This window comes from Streptomyces litmocidini (genome assembly GCF_014649755.1).
Taxonomy (GTDB): Bacteria; Actinomycetota; Actinomycetes; order Streptomycetales; family Streptomycetaceae; genus Streptomyces; species Streptomyces litmocidini.
The window spans coordinates 56,957-74,338 of the sequence record NZ_BMTQ01000017.1 but is presented as its reverse complement, the minus strand read 5'-3'; the positions used below and the strand labels follow the sequence as shown (position 1 = coordinate 74,338).

Annotated in this window: 17 protein-coding genes; 1 reads left to right on the top strand and 16 read right to left on the bottom strand. The window is 71.8% G+C overall.

Features of this window, described 5'->3' with window-relative positions:
• Window positions 1–190 precede the first annotated feature (190 nt).
• From coaBC to pyrR, 12 genes are all read right to left on the bottom strand, one after another.
• Window positions 191–1,402, bottom strand: a complete 1,212-nt coding sequence (coaBC, locus tag IE180_RS29245) for a bifunctional phosphopantothenoylcysteine decarboxylase/phosphopantothenate--cysteine ligase CoaBC (protein WP_190159963.1) — start codon at window positions 1,400–1,402, stop codon at window positions 191–193.
• 124 nt (window positions 1,403–1,526) lie between these two features.
• Window positions 1,527–1,799, bottom strand: coding sequence for a DNA-directed RNA polymerase subunit omega (gene rpoZ / locus IE180_RS29240; RefSeq protein WP_005319902.1), 273 nt, complete (start codon window positions 1,797–1,799; stop codon window positions 1,527–1,529).
• A 28-nt stretch (window positions 1,800–1,827) separates the two neighbouring features.
• The gene (gene gmk / locus IE180_RS29235; protein WP_190159962.1) at window positions 1,828–2,391 is read right to left on the bottom strand and encodes a guanylate kinase; all 564 of its coding nucleotides are present in this window, start codon (window positions 2,389–2,391) and stop codon (window positions 1,828–1,830) included.
• Window positions 2,392–2,464: 73 nt separating this feature from the next.
• The gene (locus tag IE180_RS29230) at window positions 2,465–2,788 is read right to left on the bottom strand and encodes an integration host factor (protein ID WP_030693098.1); all 324 of its coding nucleotides are present in this window, start codon (window positions 2,786–2,788) and stop codon (window positions 2,465–2,467) included.
• 297 nt (window positions 2,789–3,085) lie between these two features.
• Window positions 3,086–3,961 carry an orotidine-5'-phosphate decarboxylase gene (gene pyrF, locus IE180_RS29225; protein WP_268255497.1) on the bottom strand — a complete coding sequence of 292 codons (876 nt, stop codon included), beginning with the start codon at window positions 3,959–3,961 and terminating at the stop codon, window positions 3,086–3,088.
• Window positions 3,958–5,067 (bottom strand): quinone-dependent dihydroorotate dehydrogenase, encoded by a 1,110-nt coding sequence (locus IE180_RS29220; protein ID WP_190159961.1) that lies wholly within the window; start codon window positions 5,065–5,067, stop codon window positions 3,958–3,960. The genes pyrF and IE180_RS29220 overlap by 4 nt, the downstream gene beginning before the upstream one ends.
• Before the next feature lie 79 nt (window positions 5,068–5,146).
• Window positions 5,147–8,455, bottom strand: a complete 3,309-nt coding sequence (carB, locus tag IE180_RS29215; protein ID WP_190159960.1) for a carbamoyl-phosphate synthase large subunit — start codon at window positions 8,453–8,455, stop codon at window positions 5,147–5,149.
• Window positions 8,448–9,590, bottom strand: a complete 1,143-nt coding sequence (gene carA, locus IE180_RS29210; RefSeq protein WP_190159959.1) for a glutamine-hydrolyzing carbamoyl-phosphate synthase small subunit — start codon at window positions 9,588–9,590, stop codon at window positions 8,448–8,450. The genes carB and carA overlap by 8 nt, the downstream gene beginning before the upstream one ends.
• On the bottom strand, window positions 9,587–10,168 hold the full coding sequence (locus IE180_RS29205; protein ID WP_190159958.1) for a PH-like domain-containing protein: 582 nt from the start codon (window positions 10,166–10,168) through the stop codon (window positions 9,587–9,589). The genes carA and IE180_RS29205 overlap by 4 nt, the downstream gene beginning before the upstream one ends.
• Complete coding sequence (locus tag IE180_RS29200; RefSeq protein ID WP_190159957.1) at window positions 10,165–11,451, bottom strand: dihydroorotase; 1,287 nt, start codon at window positions 11,449–11,451, stop codon at window positions 10,165–10,167. The genes IE180_RS29205 and IE180_RS29200 overlap by 4 nt, the downstream gene beginning before the upstream one ends.
• A gap of 2 nt (window positions 11,452–11,453) precedes the next feature.
• Complete coding sequence (locus IE180_RS29195; protein ID WP_190159956.1) at window positions 11,454–12,437, bottom strand: aspartate carbamoyltransferase catalytic subunit; 984 nt, start codon at window positions 12,435–12,437, stop codon at window positions 11,454–11,456.
• Between the two features lie 83 nt (window positions 12,438–12,520).
• The gene (pyrR, locus tag IE180_RS29190) at window positions 12,521–13,087 is read right to left on the bottom strand and encodes a bifunctional pyr operon transcriptional regulator/uracil phosphoribosyltransferase PyrR (RefSeq protein WP_190159955.1); all 567 of its coding nucleotides are present in this window, start codon (window positions 13,085–13,087) and stop codon (window positions 12,521–12,523) included.
• Between the two features lie 246 nt (window positions 13,088–13,333).
• Between pyrR and bldD the strand changes: the two genes are divergently transcribed.
• Entirely contained in the window at window positions 13,334–13,834 is a 501-nt protein-coding gene (gene bldD / locus IE180_RS29185; RefSeq protein ID WP_005319862.1) for a transcriptional regulator BldD, read from the top strand.
• A 149-nt stretch (window positions 13,835–13,983) separates the two neighbouring features.
• On the opposite strand, the gene nusB is transcribed toward bldD, so the two are convergent.
• The 4 genes from nusB to IE180_RS29165 all read right to left on the bottom strand — a co-directional run bounded on the left by nusB (window position 13,984) and on the right by IE180_RS29165 (window position 17,317).
• Window positions 13,984–14,421: a transcription antitermination factor NusB gene (gene nusB / locus IE180_RS29180; protein ID WP_093877087.1), complete on the bottom strand. Its 438-nt coding sequence runs from the start codon at window positions 14,419–14,421 to the stop codon at window positions 13,984–13,986.
• Between the two features lie 2 nt (window positions 14,422–14,423).
• Window positions 14,424–14,990, bottom strand: a complete 567-nt coding sequence (gene efp / locus IE180_RS29175) for an elongation factor P (protein WP_190159954.1) — start codon at window positions 14,988–14,990, stop codon at window positions 14,424–14,426.
• Between the two features lie 49 nt (window positions 14,991–15,039).
• Window positions 15,040–16,152: an aminopeptidase P family protein gene (locus IE180_RS29170; protein WP_190159953.1), complete on the bottom strand. Its 1,113-nt coding sequence runs from the start codon at window positions 16,150–16,152 to the stop codon at window positions 15,040–15,042.
• Between the two features lie 61 nt (window positions 16,153–16,213).
• A complete protein-coding gene (locus tag IE180_RS29165; RefSeq protein WP_190159952.1) occupies window positions 16,214–17,317 on the bottom strand; it encodes an AAA family ATPase in 1,104 nt (367 codons plus the stop codon).
• Between the last annotated feature and the right edge of the window lie 65 nt (window positions 17,318–17,382).

Genomic DNA, 17,382 nt, shown 5'->3' with positions numbered 1-17,382 from the left:
TCGTGCAATGGACCAGGTGTCTCGCCTGGCGAATGCCGGTGGACGGGCGGAACCGGCCTCCGGCAAGGCAGACCTGCCCACCCGGGTGGGGCGCGAATCACTCGTCAGGCGGTGTTTCGCGCCGTCCCGGGGGCCGGTTCGCGCTCCCCGGCACGGCGTGGCGCGGTGCCGCCGGGGCGACGGGGATGCGTCAGGTCGCGGGGCGCAGCCGCGGCAGGACCAGGTCCCAGACCGTCTCGGCGAGCGCTTCCTTCGGCCCGTACGGCACGGGGGTCTCGGCGCCGTCCGACGCGAGGACGACGGCCTCGTTCTCCTCGGAACCGAAGGTCTTCCGCTCCCCGACCTCGTTGACGACGAGGAGGTCGCAGCCCTTCCGGGCGAGCTTGGCGCGTCCGTTGGCGAGGACGTCGTCGGTCTCGGCGGCGAAGCCGACGACCACCTGCCCGGGCAGGGCGCGGTCGGCGGACAGTTCGGCCAGGATGTCGAGGTTGCGGACGAGTTCGATCGTGGGCGCGCCCCCGTCGTCCGTCTTCTTGATCTTCCCCGGCGCGTAGGCGGCCGGGCGGAAGTCGGCGACGGCGGCGGCCATCACGACCGCGTCGGCGTCGGCGGCGGCCTTGAGGACGGCCTCGCGGAGCTGGACGGCGGTGCCGACGTGGACCACGTCGACTCCGGCGGGGTCGGCGATGCCGGTGTTCGCCTCGACGAGGGTGACCCGGGCGCCGCGGGCGGCGGCGGCCTTGGCGAGGGCGTAGCCCTGCTTCCCCGAGGAGCGGTTGCCGAGGTAGCGGACGGGGTCGAGGGGCTCGCGGGTGCCGCCCGCGCTGACCACGACGTGGCGTCCGGCGAGGTCGGGGGCGGTGACGCCGCGGGCGAGGACCCGACGGCAGACCTCGAAGATCTCTCCCGGATCGGGGAGCCGGCCCTTGCCGGTGTCGACGCCGGTGAGACGGCCGACGGCCGGCTCGATGACGACGGCGCCGCGGCGGCGCAGGGTGGCCACGTTCTCCTGGGTCGCCGGGTGCTCCCACATCTCGGTGTGCATGGCGGGGGCGAAGACGACCGGGCAGCGCGCGGTGAGCAGCGTGTTGGTGAGCAGGTCGTCCGCGAGGCCGTGGGCGGCCTTGGCGAGCATGTCGGCGGTGGCGGGGGCGACGACGACGAGGTCGGCGGCCTGTCCGATCCGCACGTGCGGGACCTCGTGGACGGTCTCCCACACCTCGGTGGAGACCGGGTTGCCGGAGAGCGCGGACCAGGTGGCGGCGCCGACGAAGTGGAGGGCGGAGTCGGTGGGCACGACGCGCACGTCGTGGCCCGACTCGGTCAGTCGGCGCAGCAGCTCGCACGCCTTGTAGGCGGCGATGCCGCCGCTCACGCCCAGGACGACCTTCGGCTCGGCCACGACTGTCACTGCTCCCCTGAAGGCTCGGATGCGTGCTCGGATGCGTACGACTCCATGAGACACCACAGGCCCGGCGGGTGGTCCGCCGGGCCTGTGGTGACAAGCGTTACAAAGCGCTGTGTGCTTACTGCGCGGGGCCCTCGATGGCCTCGGACGTCAGCAGACCCGCGTTGATCTCGCGCAGGGCGATCGAGAGCGGCTTCTCGTGGACGTGGGTGTCGACGAGCGGACCCACGTACTCCAGCAGGCCCTCGCCGAGCTGGGAGTAGTACGCGTTGATCTGACGCGCGCGCTTGGCCGCGTAGATCACGAGGCTGTACTTCGAGTCGGTGGCCTCGAGCAGCTCGTCGATCGGCGGGTTGATGATGCCCTCGGGCGCGGTGATGGAAGAGGACACGCTCTACCTTCCGAAGATGGAAAAAAGATCAGACAACGTGCATCAACGTTAGCAGCTCGCGTGCGACGTCCTCGACGGAGGTGTTGACGAGGGTGGTGTCGAACTCCGACTCGGCGGCCAGTTCGACCTTCGCGGCCTCCAGCCGGCGCTCGATGACCTCGGGCGACTCGGTGCCGCGGCCGGTGAGCCGGCGGACCAGCTCCTCCCAGCTCGGCGGGGCCAGGAAGACCAGCTGGGACTCCTCCATGGAGTCCTTCACCTGCCGGGCGCCCTGGAGGTCGATCTCCAGGAGCACGGGCTCGCCGGCGTCGAGACGCTCCAGGACGGCGCCGCGGGGGGTGCCGTAGCGGTTGCCCGCGAACTCGGCCCACTCGAGGAGCTCACCGTTGGCGATCAGCTTGTCGAACTCGTCGTCCGTGACGAAGAAGTAGTGGACGCCGTGCTTCTCGCCGGGGCGGGGCTTCCGGGTCGTCGCCGACACCGAGAGCCAGACCTCGGGGTGGACCTTGCGCATATGAGCGACGACCGTGCTCTTGCCGACCCCAGAGGGGCCGGAGAGCACGGTCAACCGCGGACGTGCCTCTGCTGCCATGCAGCGATTATTCCAGCTTCACCGGCATGCCCGGGACGCGTGCCCCGGATCGGAGGCCGGGCCGGCCGCCGGATCAGGCGCCGGTGCTGCCGAACTCGCGCTCCAGGGAGGCGATCTGGTTGGAGCCGAGACCACGGACGCGACGGCTCTCGGAGATGCCGAGGCGCTCCATGATCTGCTTGGCGCGGACCTTGCCGACGCCGGGCAGCGACTCGAGCAGCGCGGAGACCTTCATCTTGCCGATGACGTCGTTCTCCTGGCCGCTCTTGATGACCTCGTGGAGGGAGGCGCCGGAGTGCTTGAGTCGATTCTTGACCTCGGCCCGCTCCCGGCGAGCCGCGGCGGCCTTTTCGAGCGCGGCTGCGCGCTGTTCAGGGGTAAGGGGCGGAAGAGCCACGCCTACGTCACCTCGGATGTCGATCTGTCGGATACGGACCGGTGAGGAACCTGGACGCCCCACACCAGTGGAGCAACGATCAACGGAGTGGCCGTTGAACGCCTGCTCTGCCCCGGAGACTAGCGGCCGAGACCGCTCCAGTCAGCGAGAACAGCGGAAAAGTCCTGGTCAGCATCGACCGACCAGGACTTTTCCGGCATATTGACCCGGTTTTGAGCCAAGTTTTCGTCAAGGAGTGAGACGGCTCACCATCGGGCGCCCCGTCCGCTCCGACCTGCGGATTGTCCGGGAGACGCGTCAGCCGGCGACGGCCGCGCGGATCTCGTCCGCGTAGCGGTGCGCCGCGTCCCGCAGGGCGGCCACGTCCGGACCGTCGCGCAGGACCCCGCGGCTGACGTTCGGGACGACGTTGCCGACCGCCGCGCCGAAGACGGCCGGGAGGTCGGCGGGGGTCGCGCCCTGGGCGCCGATGCCGGGGGCGAGGAGCGGCCCGTTGATGTCCAGGTCGAAGGAGGACAGGTCGCCGAGGGTGGCGCCGACGACCGCGCCGAAGGAGCCCATCGGGCTCTCCCCCGCGTTCTCCTCGGCGAGGTGGGCGAGCATGGTCGCGCCGATGGTGCGGCCGTCCTCGCGGACCGCCCGCTGGACCTCGGCGCCCTCCGGGTTGGAGGTGAGGGCCAGCACGAAGAGGCCGGCGCCGGACTCCCGGGCCAGGTCGACGGCGGGCTTCAGGGCGCCGTAGCCGAGGTACGGGGAGACCGTGAGCGCGTCCGAGAAGAGCGGGGAGTCCTTGCGCAGGAAGGCCTCCGCGTACGCGGCCATGGTGGAGCCGATGTCGCCGCGCTTGGCGTCCATGACGACCAGGCCCCCGGCCGCGCGCAGATCGGCGGTGGCGCGCTCCAGGACGGCGATGCCGCGCGAGCCGAAGCGCTCGAAGAAGGCGGACTGCGGCTTGAAGACGGCCACGGTCTCGGCGAGGGCCTCGACGACGGTGAAGGTGAAGCGCTCCAGGCCGGCGATGTCGTCGGCCAGGCCCCAGGAGTCGAGCAGGGCGGCGTGCGGGTCGATGCCGACGCAGAGCGGGCCGCGCTCGTCCATGGCCGAGCGCAGGCGGGCGCCGAACGTCGGGGGCCGCCCGGAGGTCGTCGATGAGGGGCGGTGGTCGGGCGTCACTTGGTGGCCTTTCGGTTGTCCGCGCCGACGGCCTCGGCGAGGGTGGCGTACGGGGAGGCCGCGAGGCGCGCCGCGAGGCCCTTGTGGATCGCGCGGGCGTAGAACGGGCCCTCGTAGATGAAGGCGCTGTAGCCCTGGACGAGGGTGGCGCCGGCGAGGATGCGCTGCCAGGCGTCCTCGGCGTTCTCGATGCCGCCGACGCCCACCAGGACCAGGCGGTCGCCCACGCGCGCGTGGAGGCGGCGCAGGACGGCCAGGGAGCGCTCCTTGACGGGCGCGCCGGACAGGCCGCCGGTCTCCTTGACCAGCGCGGGGTCGGACTTCAGGCCGAGGCCCTCGCGCGCGATGGTGGTGTTGGTGGCGATGATGCCGTCGAGGCCGAGCTCCAGGGCGAGGTCGGCGACCGCGTCGACGTCCTCGTCGGCCAGGTCGGGGGCGATCTTGACCAGGAGGGGGACCCGGCGCTCGGTGACGGTGCGGTCGGCGGCCTCGCGGACGGCCGTGAGCAGCGGGCGCAGGGACTCGGTGGCCTGGAGGTTGCGCAGTCCGGGGGTGTTCGGGGAGGAGACGTTGACGACGAGGTAGTCGGCGTGGGCGGCGAGGCGCTCGGTGGACTTCACGTAGTCGGCGGCGGCCTCGGCCTCGGGGACGACCTTGGTCTTGCCGATGTTGACGCCGACGACCGTCCTGAAGACGGGGTTGCGGGCGGCGAGGCGGGCGGCGACGGCGGCGGAGCCCTCGTTGTTGAAGCCCATGCGGTTGATCAGGGCGCGGTCCGGGACGAGCCGGAAGAGGCGCTTCTTGGGGTTGCCGGGCTGGGCCTCGCCGGTGACGGTGCCGATCTCGACGTGGTCGAAGCCGAGCATCGACATGCCGTCGATGGCGACGGCGTTCTTGTCGAAGCCGGCGGCGAGCCCGAAGGGACCGTGCATGCGGAGGCCGAGGGCCTCGGTCCGCAGCTCCTTGTAGCGGGGTGCGAGGACGGCGGCCACGAAGGTGCGCAGGACCGGGGTGCCGGCGGCGAGCCGGATCCAGCGGAAGGCCAGGTAGTGGGCCTTCTCTGGGTCCATCCGCTTGAAGAACAGGTTGAAGAAGAGCTGGTACATCGTCCGAAATATCCCTCGTGCGCTCATGAAGAGGGGGACACCGCAGGTCCTGCCGGTGTCCCCCTCCTGGTACGGGCTGCTAGTCGCGGGCCGCGGTCAGGTGTTCCGCGTGCTCCTGGAGCGAGCGGACGCCGACGTCGCCGTGGCCCAGCGCCTCGATGCCCTGGACGGCCGCGGCGAGCGCCTGGACCGTGGTGAGGCAGGGGACGCTGCGCGCCACCGCGGCCGTACGGATCTCGTAGCCGTCGAGGCGGCCGCCGGTGCCGTACGGGGTGTTGACGATCAGGTCGACCTGGCCGTCGTGGATGAGCTGGACGATGGTCTTCTCGCCGTTCGGGCCCTCGCCCTCGCTGAGCTTGCGGACGACCGTGGCGTTGATGCCGTTCCGCTTGAGGACCTCGGCGGTGCCGGAGGTGGCGAGGAGTTCGAAGCCGTGGGCGACGAGCTCGCGGGCCGGGAAGATCATCGAGCGCTTGTCGCGGTTGGCGACCGAGATGAACGCGCGGCCCTTGGTGGGCAGCGGGCCGTAGGCGCCGGCCTGCGACTTGGCGTAGGCCGTGCCGAAGACCGCGTCGATGCCCATGACCTCGCCGGTGGAGCGCATCTCCGGGCCGAGGACGGTGTCCACGCCGCGGCCGTGCACGTCGCGGAAGCGCGACCACGGCATCACGGCCTCCTTGACGGAGATCGGCGCGTCGAGCGGCAGGGTGCCGCCGTCGCCGTTCTTCGGCAGCAGGCCCTCGGCGCGCAGCTCGGCGATGGTGGCGCCGAGGGAGATGCGGGCGGCGGCCTTCGCGAGCGGCACGGCGGTCGCCTTCGAGGTGAAGGGGACGGTCCGGGAGGCGCGCGGGTTGGCCTCCAGGACGTAGAGGATGTCGCCGGCCATGGCGAACTGGATGTTGATCAGGCCGCGGACGCCGACGCCCTTGGCGATGGCCTCGGTGGAGGCGCGCAGGCGCTTGATGTCGAAGCCGCCGAGGGTGATCGGGGGCAGGGCGCAGGCCGAGTCGCCGGAGTGGATGCCGGCCTCCTCGATGTGCTCCATGACGCCGCCGAGGTAGAGCTCCTCGCCGTCGTAGAGCGCGTCGACGTCGATCTCGATGGCGTCGTCGAGGAAGCGGTCGACCAGGACCGGCCGGGTGGGGCTGATCTCGGTGGACTCGGCGATGTACGACTCCAGACGGGCCTCGTCGTACACGATCTCCATGCCGCGGCCGCCGAGCACGTACGAGGGACGCACGAGGACGGGGTAGCCGATCTCGTCGGCGATGGCCTTGGCGCCGGCGAAGGTGGTCGCGGTGCCGTGCTTCGGCGCGGGAAGCCCGGCCTCGGCGAGGACGCGGCCGAAGGCGCCGCGGTCCTCGGCGGCGTGGATGGCCTCCGGGGAGGTGCCGACGACCGGCACGCCGTTGTCCTTGAGCGCCTGCGACAGGCCCAGCGGGGTCTGGCCGCCGAGCTGGACGACGACACCGGCGACGGGGCCGGCGAGGGTCTCGGCGTGGACGATCTCCAGCACGTCTTCCAGCGTCAGCGGCTCGAAGTACAGGCGGTCGGAGGTGTCGTAGTCCGTCGAGACGGTCTCCGGGTTGCAGTTGACCATCACGGTCTCGTAGCCGGCGTCGCTCAGGGCGAAGGAGGCGTGGACGCAGGAGTAGTCGAACTCGATGCCCTGGCCGATGCGGTTCGGGCCGGAGCCCAGGATGATCACCGCGGGCTTCTCGCGCGGGGCGACCTCGGTCTCCTCGTCGTAGGACGAGTAGAAGTACGGGGTCTTGGCGGCGAACTCGGCGGCGCAGGTGTCGACCGTCTTGTAGACCGGGCGGACGCCGAGGGCGTGCCGGACCTCGCGGACCACGTCTTCGCGCAGGCCGCGGATCTCGGCGATCTGGGCGTCGGAGAAGCCGTGGCGCTTGGCCTCGGCGAGCAGCTCGGGGTCGAGCTTCTCGGCGGCGGCCAGGTCGTCGGCGATCTCCTTGATCAGGAAGAGCTGGTCGACGAACCAGGGGTCGATCTTCGTGGCGTCGAAGACCTCCTGGGGGGTGGCGCCGGCGCGGATGGCCTGCATGACCGTGTTGATGCGGCCGTCGGTCGGACGGACCGACTCGCGGAGCAGTTCGGCCTTGTCGCCGGGCTCGCCGGTGAAGGCGAACTGCGAGCCCTTCTTCTCCAGGGAGCGCAGGGCCTTCTGGAGGGCCTCGGTGAAGTTGCGGCCGATGGCCATGGCCTCGCCGACGGACTTCATGGTGGTGGTGAGGGTGGAGTCGGCCTGCGGGAACTTCTCGAAGGCGAAGCGCGGGGCCTTGACGACGACGTAGTCGAGCGTGGGCTCGAAGGACGCCGGGGTCTTCTCCGTGATGTCGTTCGGGATCTCGTCCAGCGTGTAGCCGACGGCGAGGCGGGCCGCGATCTTGGCGATCGGGAAGCCGGTCGCCTTGGAGGCGAGCGCCGAGGAGCGGGAGACGCGCGGGTTCATCTCGATGACGATGATCCGGCCGTCGTCCGGGTTGACCGCGAACTGGATGTTGCAGCCGCCGGTGTCGACGCCGACCTCGCGGATGATCGCGATGCCGATGTCGCGCAGGCGCTGGTACTCGCGGTCGGTGAGCGTCATCGCCGGGGCGACGGTGATCGAGTCGCCGGTGTGGACGCCCATCGGGTCGAAGTTCTCGATGGAGCAGACGACCACGACGTTGTCGTTCTTGTCGCGCATGAGCTCCAGCTCGTACTCCTTCCAGCCGAGGATGGACTCCTCCAGGAGCACCTCGGTGGTCGGGGAGAGCGTCAGGCCCTGGCCGGCGATGCGGCGCAGCTCCTCCTCGTCGTGGGCGAAGCCGGAGCCGGCGCCGCCCATGGTGAAGGAGGGGCGGACGACGACGGGGTAGCCGCCGAGCGTCTCGACGCCCTTGAGGACGTCGTCCATGGAGTGGCAGATGACGGAGCGGGCGGACTCGCCGTATCCGATCTTGGCCTTGACGGCCTCGACGACGCCCTTGAAGAGGTCGCGGTCCTCGCCCTTGTGGATGGCCTCGACGTTGGCGCCGATGAGCTCGACGCCGTACTTCTCGAGGACGCCCTGCTCGTGCATGGAGATCGCGGTGTTGAGCGCGGTCTGGCCGCCGAGGGTGGGCAGGAGGGCGTCGGGGCGCTCCTTGGCGATGATCTTCTCGACGAACTCGGGGGTGATCGGCTCGACGTAGGTGGCGTCGGCGATCTCCGGGTCGGTCATGATCGTGGCCGGGTTGGAGTTGACCAGGATCACCCGCAGGCCCTCGGCCTTGAGGATGCGGCAGGCCTGGGTGCCGGAGTAGTCGAACTCCGCGGCCTGGCCGATGACGATCGGGCCGGAGCCGATGACCAGGACGGACTGGATATCGGTGCGCTTAGGCACGCTCGGCCTCCATCAGGGATACGAAACGGTCGAAGAGGTACGCGGCGTCGTGCGGGCCGGCGGCCGCCTCGGGGTGGTACTGGACGGAGAAGGCCGGCTGGTCGAGCAGCTGGAGGCCTTCGACGACGTCGTCGTTCAGACAGACGTGGGAGACCTCGACCCGCCCGAAGGGGGTCTCGGAGACCTTGTCGAGGGGCGCGTCGACGGCGAAGCCGTGGTTGTGCGCGGTGACCTCGACCTTGCCGGTGGTGCGGTCCTGGACCGGCTGGTTGATGCCGCGGTGGCCGTACTTCAGCTTGTAGGTGCCGAAGCCGAGGGCGCGGCCGAGGATCTGGTTGCCGAAGCAGATGCCGAACAGGGGCGTCTTGCGCTCCAGGACGGCCTGCATGACGGAGACGGGTCCGTCGGCGGTGGCCGGGTCGCCGGGGCCGTTGGAGAAGAACACGCCGTCGGGCCGGACGGCGTAGATGTCCTCGGCGGTGGCGGTGGCGGGCAGGACGTGGACCTCGATGCCGCGTTCGGCCATCCGGTGCGGGGTCATGCCCTTGATGCCGAGGTCGACGGCGGCGACGGTGAACTTCTTCTCGCCGATCGCGGGGACGACGTACGTCTCCTGGGTGGCGACCTCCGCGGAGAGGTTCGCGCCCTTCATCTCGGGCTGCCGGCGGACCTCGGCGAGCATGGTGCCCTCGTCGGGAAGCGCGTTGCCGGAGAAGATGCCGACGCGCATGGCGCCGCTCTCGCGCAGGTGGCGGGTGAGGGCGCGGGTGTCGATGCCCTGGATGCCGACGACGCCCTGGTCGCGCAGCTCCTCGTCCAGGGAGCGGCGGGAGCGCCAGTTGGACGAGACGCGGGCGGGGTCGCGGACGACGTAGCCGGAGACCCAGATGCGGCCGGACTCGGGGTCCTCGTCGTTGACGCCGGTGTTGCCGACGTGGGGGGCGGTCATGACCACGACCTGCCGGTGGTACGACGGGTCGGTGAGGGTCTCCTGGTAGCCGGTCATGCCGGTGGAGAACACGGCCTCGCCGAAGGTCTCCCCCACGGCCCCGTAGGCGCGGCCGCGGAAGATGCGGCCGTCCTCCAGGACGAGTACGGCGGGAGTCTTGGCGGCTCCCCTGGTGGAGGTCGTCATCGTGCGATGCCTTCCGTCGTGGTGGATACGGCGTTCATGGAGTTGAGGGCCTCGACCCAGGCGGTGTGCTCGGCCGCCCGGTCGGAGCGGAAACCGGAGTCGAGCGGCTTGCCGCCGTGCTCCCAGGTGATGATCAGGAGCCCGCCCTCGGGGAGGACCTTGCCGGCGATGCCCTTGTCGAGGCGGGCGCCGCGCACGGCCGCGGCCGGTACGAAGAAGTCGTTCGCCCCGGGGCGGACGACCTCGATCCCGGCGTCGGTGAGCGTGAGCTCGACGCGGCTGCGGGCGCCGAGGCCGTGGGCGACGATCCGGTCGAGCCACTGCCCGGCGGTCGTGGACCCGTGGTAGCGCCCGCTGAGGGTCAGTGTCGCCTCACCGGCCTGCTCCGGCGCGGCGGGGAGGTCGGGGAGGTCGGACTGGAGGCTGCCGCGCCACTTCCATCCCTGGCGCATGAGCCAGTACACGAAGGCGACGAAGAGGAGCAGTCCGACGACCCAGCCGAGCCGCCCGGCCCAGTCGGTCACCTCCGCCGATTTCCGCTCGGCAGCCTCTGCGGCGATTGCGATGAGTGGTGTCACGCCAGCTTCCCGTCCACGACCGTTGCCCGGCCCCGCAGGAAGGTGTGGGTGACGCGTCCCGGCAGCTCGCGGCCCTCGTAGGGGGTGTTGCGGCTGCGGGAGGCGAAGTCCGCGGGGTCCACGACACCACGGTAAGCCGGATCGACCAGCGTCAGGTTCGCGGGCTCACCTGCCGAGACGGGGCGTCCGTGGCCCTGGGCCCGTCCGATGCGGGCGGGCGCGAAGGACATCCGGTCGGCGACGCCGGCCCAGTCGAGGAGGCCGGTCTCGACCATCGTCCGCTGGACGACGGAGAGGGCGGTCTCCAGGCCGACCATGCCCATGGCGGCCGCGGCCCACTCGCAGTCCTTGTCCTCGTGGGGGTGCGGGGCGTGGTCGGTGGCGACGATGTCGATCGTGCCGTCGGCCAGCGCCTCGCGCAGGGCGAGGACGTCCTTCTCGGTGCGCAGCGGCGGGTTGACCTTGTAGACCGGGTTGTACGAGCGGACCAGCTCGTCCGTGAGGAGGAGGTGGTGCGGGGTGACCTCGGCGGTGACGTCGATGCCGCGGGACTTGGCCCAGCGGACGATCTCGACGGAGCCGGCGGTGGAGAGGTGGCAGATGTGGACGCGGGAGCCGACGTGCTCGGCGAGGAGGACGTCGCGGGCGATGATCGACTCCTCGGCGACGGCGGGCCAGCCGCCGAGGCCGAGCTCGGCGGAGACGACGCCCTCGTTCATCTGGGCGCCCTCGGTGAGGCGGGGCTCCTGGGCGTGCTGGGCGACGACGCCGCCGAAGGCCTTCACGTACTCCAGGGCACGGCGCATGATCACGGCGTCGTCGACGCACTTGCCGTCGTCGGAGAAGACGGTGACGCCGGCGGCGGAGTCGTGCATGGCGCCGAGCTCGGCGAGCTTCTTGCCCTCCAGGCCGACGGTGACGGCGCCGATGGGCTGGACGTCGCAGTAGCCGGACTCCTTGCCGAGGCGGTAGACCTGCTCGACGACGCCGGCGGTGTCGGCGACCGGGTGGGTGTTGGCCATGGCGAAGACGGCGGTGTAGCCGCCGGAGGCGGCGGCGCGGGTGCCGGTGAGGACGGTCTCGGAGTCCTCGCGGCCGGGCTCGCGCAGGTGGGTGTGGAGGTCGACCAGGCCGGGCAGCAGGATCTGGCCGTCGGCCTCGATCACGGTCGCGCCCTCGGCGGAGAGGCCGGTGCCGACCTCGGCGATGGTCCCGCCGTCGATGAGGACGTCCTGGACGTCGCCGCCGAGGACCTTCGCACCGCGGATCAGGGTCTTGCTCATGGTCACTTGCTCTCCTCGGTACGGGCGGGGGTGGCGGAGTCGGAGTCGTTGCCGCCGAGCAGCAGGTAGAGGACGGCCATCCGGATCGAGACGCCGTTGGCGACCTGCTCGACGACCGTGCAGCGGTCGGAGTCGGCGACCTCCGCGGTGATCTCCATGCCGCGGACCATGGGGCCGGGGTGCATGACGATGGCGTGTTCGGGCATCTTCGCCATCCGCTCGCCGTCGAGCCCGTAGCGGCGCGAGTACTCGCGTTCGGTCGGGAAGAAGGCGGCGTTCATCCGCTCGCGCTGCACACGCAGCATCATCACCGCGTCGGACTTCGGCAGCACGCCGTCCAGGTCGTACGAGACGTCGCAGGGCCAGGTCTCGACGCCGACGGGGACCAGGGTGGGCGGGGCCACCAGGGTGACCTCGGCGCCGAGGGTGTGGAGCAGGTCGACGTTGGAGCGGGCGACCCGGCTGTGCAGGACGTCGCCCACGAGGGTGATGCGCTTGCCGGCGAGGTCCTGGCCGAGGCCGGCGTCGCGGCCGACGAGGCGGCGGCGCATGGTGAAGGCGTCGAGGAGGGCCTGGGTGGGGTGCTGGTGGGTGCCGTCGCCGGCGTTGATGACGGGGGCGTCGATCCAGCCGGAGGTGGCGAGCCGGTACGGGGCGCCGGAGGCGCTGTGCCGGATGACGACCGCGTCGACGCCCATGGCCTCCAGGGTCTGCGCGGTGTCCTTGAGGGACTCGCCCTTGGAGACGCTGGAGCCCTTGGCCGCGAAGTTGATCACGTCGGCGGAGAGGCGCTTCTCGGCGGCCTCGAAGGAGATCCGGGTGCGGGTGGAGTCCTCGAAGAAGAGGTTGCAGATGGTCCGGCCGCGCAGGGTCGGCAGCTTCTTGATGGGCCGGTCGGCCACCCGGGCCATCTCCTCGGCGGTGTCGAGGATCTGGACGGCGTCGTCGCGGGTGAGGTCGGCGGCCGAGATGAGGTGACGCATCATCGGGGTTTCGCTCCGTGGTGGGAGGGTGAGGGCATGCGGGTGCGCAGGGCTGTGCCCCGGCCCCGTCGGGGGTGCCGGTCCGGTCAGGAGGCGGGCTTGCTGCCGAGCAGGACGGTGTCGCGACCGTCTTCCTCGGCGAGCTGGACCTTGACCGTCTCCCGCAGCGACGTGGGGAGGTTCTTTCCGACGTAGTCGGCGCGGATCGGAAGTTCGCGGTGGCCCCGGTCGACGAGGACCGCGAGCTGGACGGCGCGCGGGCGGCCGATGTCGCCGAGGGCGTCGAGGGCGGCGCGGATGGTGCGGCCGGAGAAGAGGACGTCGTCGACGAGGACGACGAGGCGGCCGTCGATGCCGTCACCGGGGATCTCGGTGCGGCCGATGGCGCGGGCGGGCTTCATCCGCAGGTCGTCCCGGTACATGGTGATGTCGAGGGAGCCGACCGGGATCTTGGTGCCGGTGATCGATTCGAGCTTCTCGGCGAGCCGGCGGGCGAGGAAGACGCCGCGGGTGGGAATGCCGAGGAGGACCACGTCGTCGGCGCCCTTGGCGCGCTCGACGATCTCGTGGGCGATGCGGGTCAGGACCCGCGCGATGTCCGGGCCTTCGAGAACGGGCCGCGCGTCGTCGCCGTACTGCTGCTGGGTGTCCATGGAGAACGGACCTCCTTCTCCGCCTCACGGGACGGCTCTTAAAGGACGTCGGATTTGCGCCGTTCACTCTACCAGGGGTAGGCGGCGCGTTTCTCATGCACCCCCGCCGCCCCTCCGGGCGCCGTCCCCCGGGAGGGGGCGGTACGGACCATTCGGCTTGACGGGTGGGTGTAACGCTGCGTAACCTCACAGTGAGTTACCAGCCGCGCGGCGCAGCCGCATGTCGTCACAGCGTCCGGGAGCGTTATGTCCAGCGAATACGCAAAGCAGCTCGGGGCCAAACTCCGCGCCATCCGCACCCAGCAGGGTCTCTCCCTCCACGGGGTGGAGGAGAAGTCCCAGGGCCGCTGGAAGGCGGTCGTGGTCGGCTCGTACGAGCGCGGGGACCGCGCGGTGACCGTGCAGCGCCTTGCCGAGCTGGCGGACTTCTACGGGGTGCCGGTGCAGGAGCTCCTGCCGGGCACGACCCCCGGCGGCGCCGCCGAGCCGCCGCCGAAGCTGGTCCTCGACCTGGAGCGCCTGGCCCACGTCCCGCAGGAGAAGGCGGGCCCGCTCCAGCGCTACGCGGCGACGATCCAGTCGCAGCGCGGCGACTACAACGGCAAGGTGCTGTCGATCCGCCAGGACGACCTGCGCACCCTCGCCGTCATCTACGACCAGTCCCCCTCGGTCCTCACCGAGCAGCTGATCAGCTGGGGCGTCCTGGACGCGGACGCGCGCCGCGCGGTCGCCCACGAGGAGAGCTGAGGCCTTACCGGGGCACAGCAGAAACGTACCGCCGGGCCCGTGGACGTCATCCGACGTCCACGGGCCCGGTGCTTCACCGCCTCCCGCGGGAGACCACGAAGGGGCCCGCAGCACCGAGTGCTGCGGGCCCCTTCGCGTGCCGTACGGGACTAGACGTCCGCGTCCCGGCGAAGGCGCGGCTTCAGGTCCTTGAAGCGTCCAAGGAGACCGTTGACGAAGGTCGGGGACTCGTCGGTGGAGAACTCCTTGGCGAGCTGCACCGCCTCGTCGATCGCGACCGCGTCGGGCGTCTCGTCCTCCCAGATCAGCTCGTAGGCGCCGAGGCGCACGATGTTCCGGTCGGCGACGGGCATCCGGTCGAGGTCCCAGTCCACCGCGTAGGTCGCGATGAGCTCGTCGATCCGCGCCACGTGGGCCGCGTACCCCTCGACGAGCTGCATGGTGAAGTCGTTGACCGGCGGCTGGCGGTCGTCCGACCGCGCGTGCCGGATCTGGTCCGCGAGGACCTCCTGGACGGAGGCACCGCGCTGGTCCGCCTCGAAGAGGATCTGGAAGGCGCGCTTGCGGGCCTTGCTCCGAGCGGCCACGGTTACTTGTTCACCCGGCCGAGGTAGCTGCTGTCGCGGGTGTCGACCTTGACCTTCTCACCGGTGGTGACGAAGAGCGGGACCTGGATCTCGTGGCCGGTCTCCAGGGTGGCCGGCTTGGTGCCGCCGGTGGAGCGGTCGCCCTGGACGCCCGGGTCGGTGTGCTGGATGGTCAGCTCGACGGCGGCCGGGAGCTCGACGTAGAGCACCTCGCCCGCGTGCTGCGCGACCGAGGCGGTGAAGCCCTCGATGAGGAAGTTGGCGGCGTCGCCGACGGCCTTGCGGTCGACGTGCAGCTGGTCGTAGGTCTCCATGTCCATGAAGACGAAGTAGTCGCCGTCCATGTAGGAGAACTGCATGTCGCGGCGGTCGATGTTGGCCGTGTCGACCTTCACCCCGGCGTTGAAGGTCTTGTCGACGACCTTGCCGGACAGCACGTTCTTGAGCTTGGTGCGCACGAAGGCCGGGCCCTTGCCGGGCTTGACGTGCTGGAACTCGACGACGGACCAGAGCTGGCCGCCTTCGAGCTTGAGCACCATGCCGTTCTTGAGGTCGTTCGTGGAAGCCACGGTTGCGGAATCTCCTGGACTGACGTGGGACCGAGGAGGCGTACGCGCCTCACAGCGCGAGCAGCTCCTTGGTCGTGATGGTGAGTAGCTCGGGTCCGCCGTCCGCCTCCTGGCGCACGACGAGCGTGTCATCGATCCGGACTCCGCCCCGGCCCGGGAGGTGGACCCCCGGTTCGACGGTGACCGGCACACAAGCGTCCAGTTTACCCATGGCCGAGGGCGAGATCTGCGGGTCCTCGTCGATTTCGAGCCCCACTCCGTGCCCGGTCAGGGGCACGGCGGCCTCCGTGTGCCCCGCGGCGTCCAGGATCTGGCGGGCCGCCCGGTCCACGTCCCGGTACTCGGCGCCGGGTGCGAGGGACTCGCGTCCGGCGCGCTGAGCGGCGAAGACGAGCTCGTACAGCTCGATCTGCCAGTCGGCGGGGGTGGTGCCGATGACGAAGGTGCGGCCGATCTCGCACCGGTAGCCGCGGTAGTCGGCGCCCAGGCAGACGGAGAGGAAGTCGCCCTCCTCGACCCGGCGGTCGGTGGGCCGGTGGCCGCGGCGCCCGGAGTGCGGCCCGGTCCCCACCGAGGTGGGGAAGGCGGCCCCGTCGGCACCGTGGTCGACGAGCCGACGCTCCAGCTCCAGGGCGAGGTGGCGCTCGGTCCGCCCCACGAGGATCGACTCCAGGAGCTCGCCGAGGGCCTGGTCGGCGATCTCCGCCGCGATCCGCAGGCAGGCGATCTCGTCCTCGTCCTTGACGATCCTGAGCTGCTCGACGGCGCAGGCGAGGTCGGAGAGGTGCAGCGCGGGGGCGGCGGAGCCCATGGCCCGGTGCCGGGCCACGGTCAGGTGGTGTTCCTCGACCGCGAGCGCGTCGGCTCCGGCCCGGCGGGCGAGGTCGACGGCGGTGACCGCCGGATCGCCTCCTCCGGCGGGCAGCACCTGCTGCCGGAGCAGCTCGTCGAGCCGCCCGTCGGCCGGTTCGCCACCGGGCGCGACGGGGCAGAGCAGGACGTCCGTCTCCGGCTCCGGCCCGACGAGCAGGACGGCGCCGGGCGGTGAACCACCCGCGAGATAGCGGACGTTGGCGGGGCGGGAGACCAGGGCCGCCGGGCTGCCCGCGGCCGCGCACCGGTCGCGCAGCCGTACACGGCGGTCCGCATACACCTCTGACATGCTTCCGAGCCTACGAGCGTGGCGGCGGGGCGTCCTGTTCAGAAGAGCCGACCGGGCGGGGTCACCAGGTGGGCGGGCTGGCGATCGCGCGGGCGAGGACGTCGTCGAGGACGCGCGCGGTGGTCTCGACGTCGTACGTGGAGTTGTCGATGATCGGCAGGCCGGAGCCGTACCAGCCGGCCATCCGGCCGTGGATGGCGGCGACCTCCTCGTCCGAGAGGCGCCGGTTGCCGCTGCGCTCGGCGTTGCGCTCCAGGACGACCTCCAGGCCGGGCAGCAGGACGACGGGCAGCAGACCGGGGCCGACGTGCCGCTTCCAGCCGCCGAGTCCGACGACGGGCCGGTCCGGGAAGACGGCGTCGTCGACGATGCAGGAGATGCCGTTGGCGAGGAAGTTGCGCGCGGCGAAGCCGCAGGTGCGGCGGGCCAGCCGGTACTGCGCCTCGGAGTGCTCGTTCCAGCCGGACTGCGGGTCGGCGAAGCCGGAGCAGACCCACTCGCGGACGTCGTCGAGGCTGATGTGCGCGGTGGGCACGCGGCGGCGCTGCGCCCAGTGCCGGGCGACGGTCGTCTTGCCCGCGCCCGCGGGGCCGATGAGCAGGACGGCGAGGGTGGCCGCGCCGGTCCCCGCGCCGTGCTCGGCGGGCGGCGCGAGGGGCGCGCTCACGGGCGGCAGCGGCACGTGCCCGGTCAGGTCCGCGCGCGGCGGGGCGGAGGAGGGGTACTGCGGGCCCCCTTGGCGCTGCGGGGCTCCCGGGTGCTGCGGGGCCCCCGGGTGCTGCGGTCCCGCGGCGGGGCGCTGCGGAGTCCCCGGGTGCTGCGGGGCACCAGGACGCGGCGCGCCGGCCGGGTGGGGTGCCGCGGGGTGCTGGGGGGCCGCCGGGTGCTGCGGTATGCCCCCGGGGCCGCTCCAGCCCGCTCCGGGCGACGGGGGCGGCGGGGCGTGCGGGGGCCGGGGGGCGCCGGCCCGGGCCGGCGGGTGCGCACCGGGCCGGGGCCCGGACGTCGGGCCCGGGTACGGGGCGCCCGGCGGGACCGGCGGAGGAACGGGCGGCTGCCCGCCGAGGTCCCCGCCACCGGCGCCGGGCGCGGGTCCCGGTCCGGTGCCGGTCGTCCGGCCCGACCGCTCGGGCGGTGGCAGCGGGCCCCCCACTGCGTGCTGCATCCGGTGCCACTCCGTCTCGTACGCCTGTCGGATCCCCGGACCGGTGTGTCCGTGGACGGCGGAAC

Coding starts and splice junctions, on each gene's coding strand:
- gmk (WP_190159962.1), bottom strand. CDS start 2,391: ATGGCAGCAGAGGCACGTCCGCGGTTGACCGTGCTCTCCGGCCCCTCT.
- IE180_RS29220 (WP_190159961.1), bottom strand. CDS start 5,067: ATGTACCAGCTCTTCTTCAACCTGTTCTTCAAGCGGATGGACCCAGAG.
- carA (WP_190159959.1), bottom strand. CDS start 9,590: ATGACGACCTCCACCAGGGGAGCCGCCAAGACTCCCGCCGTACTCGTC.
- IE180_RS29200 (WP_190159957.1), bottom strand. CDS start 11,451: ATGAGCAAGACCCTGATCCGCGGTGCGAAGGTCCTCGGCGGCGACGTC.
- IE180_RS29195 (WP_190159956.1), bottom strand. CDS start 12,437: ATGATGCGTCACCTCATCTCGGCCGCCGACCTCACCCGCGACGACGCC.
- pyrR (WP_190159955.1), bottom strand. CDS start 13,087: ATGGACACCCAGCAGCAGTACGGCGACGACGCGCGGCCCGTTCTCGAA.
- bldD (WP_005319862.1), top strand. CDS start 13,334: ATGTCCAGCGAATACGCAAAGCAGCTCGGGGCCAAACTCCGCGCCATC.
- IE180_RS29170 (WP_190159953.1), bottom strand. CDS start 16,152: ATGTCAGAGGTGTATGCGGACCGCCGTGTACGGCTGCGCGACCGGTGC.
- IE180_RS29165 (WP_190159952.1), bottom strand. CDS start 17,317: ATGCAGCACGCAGTGGGGGGCCCGCTGCCACCGCCCGAGCGGTCGGGC.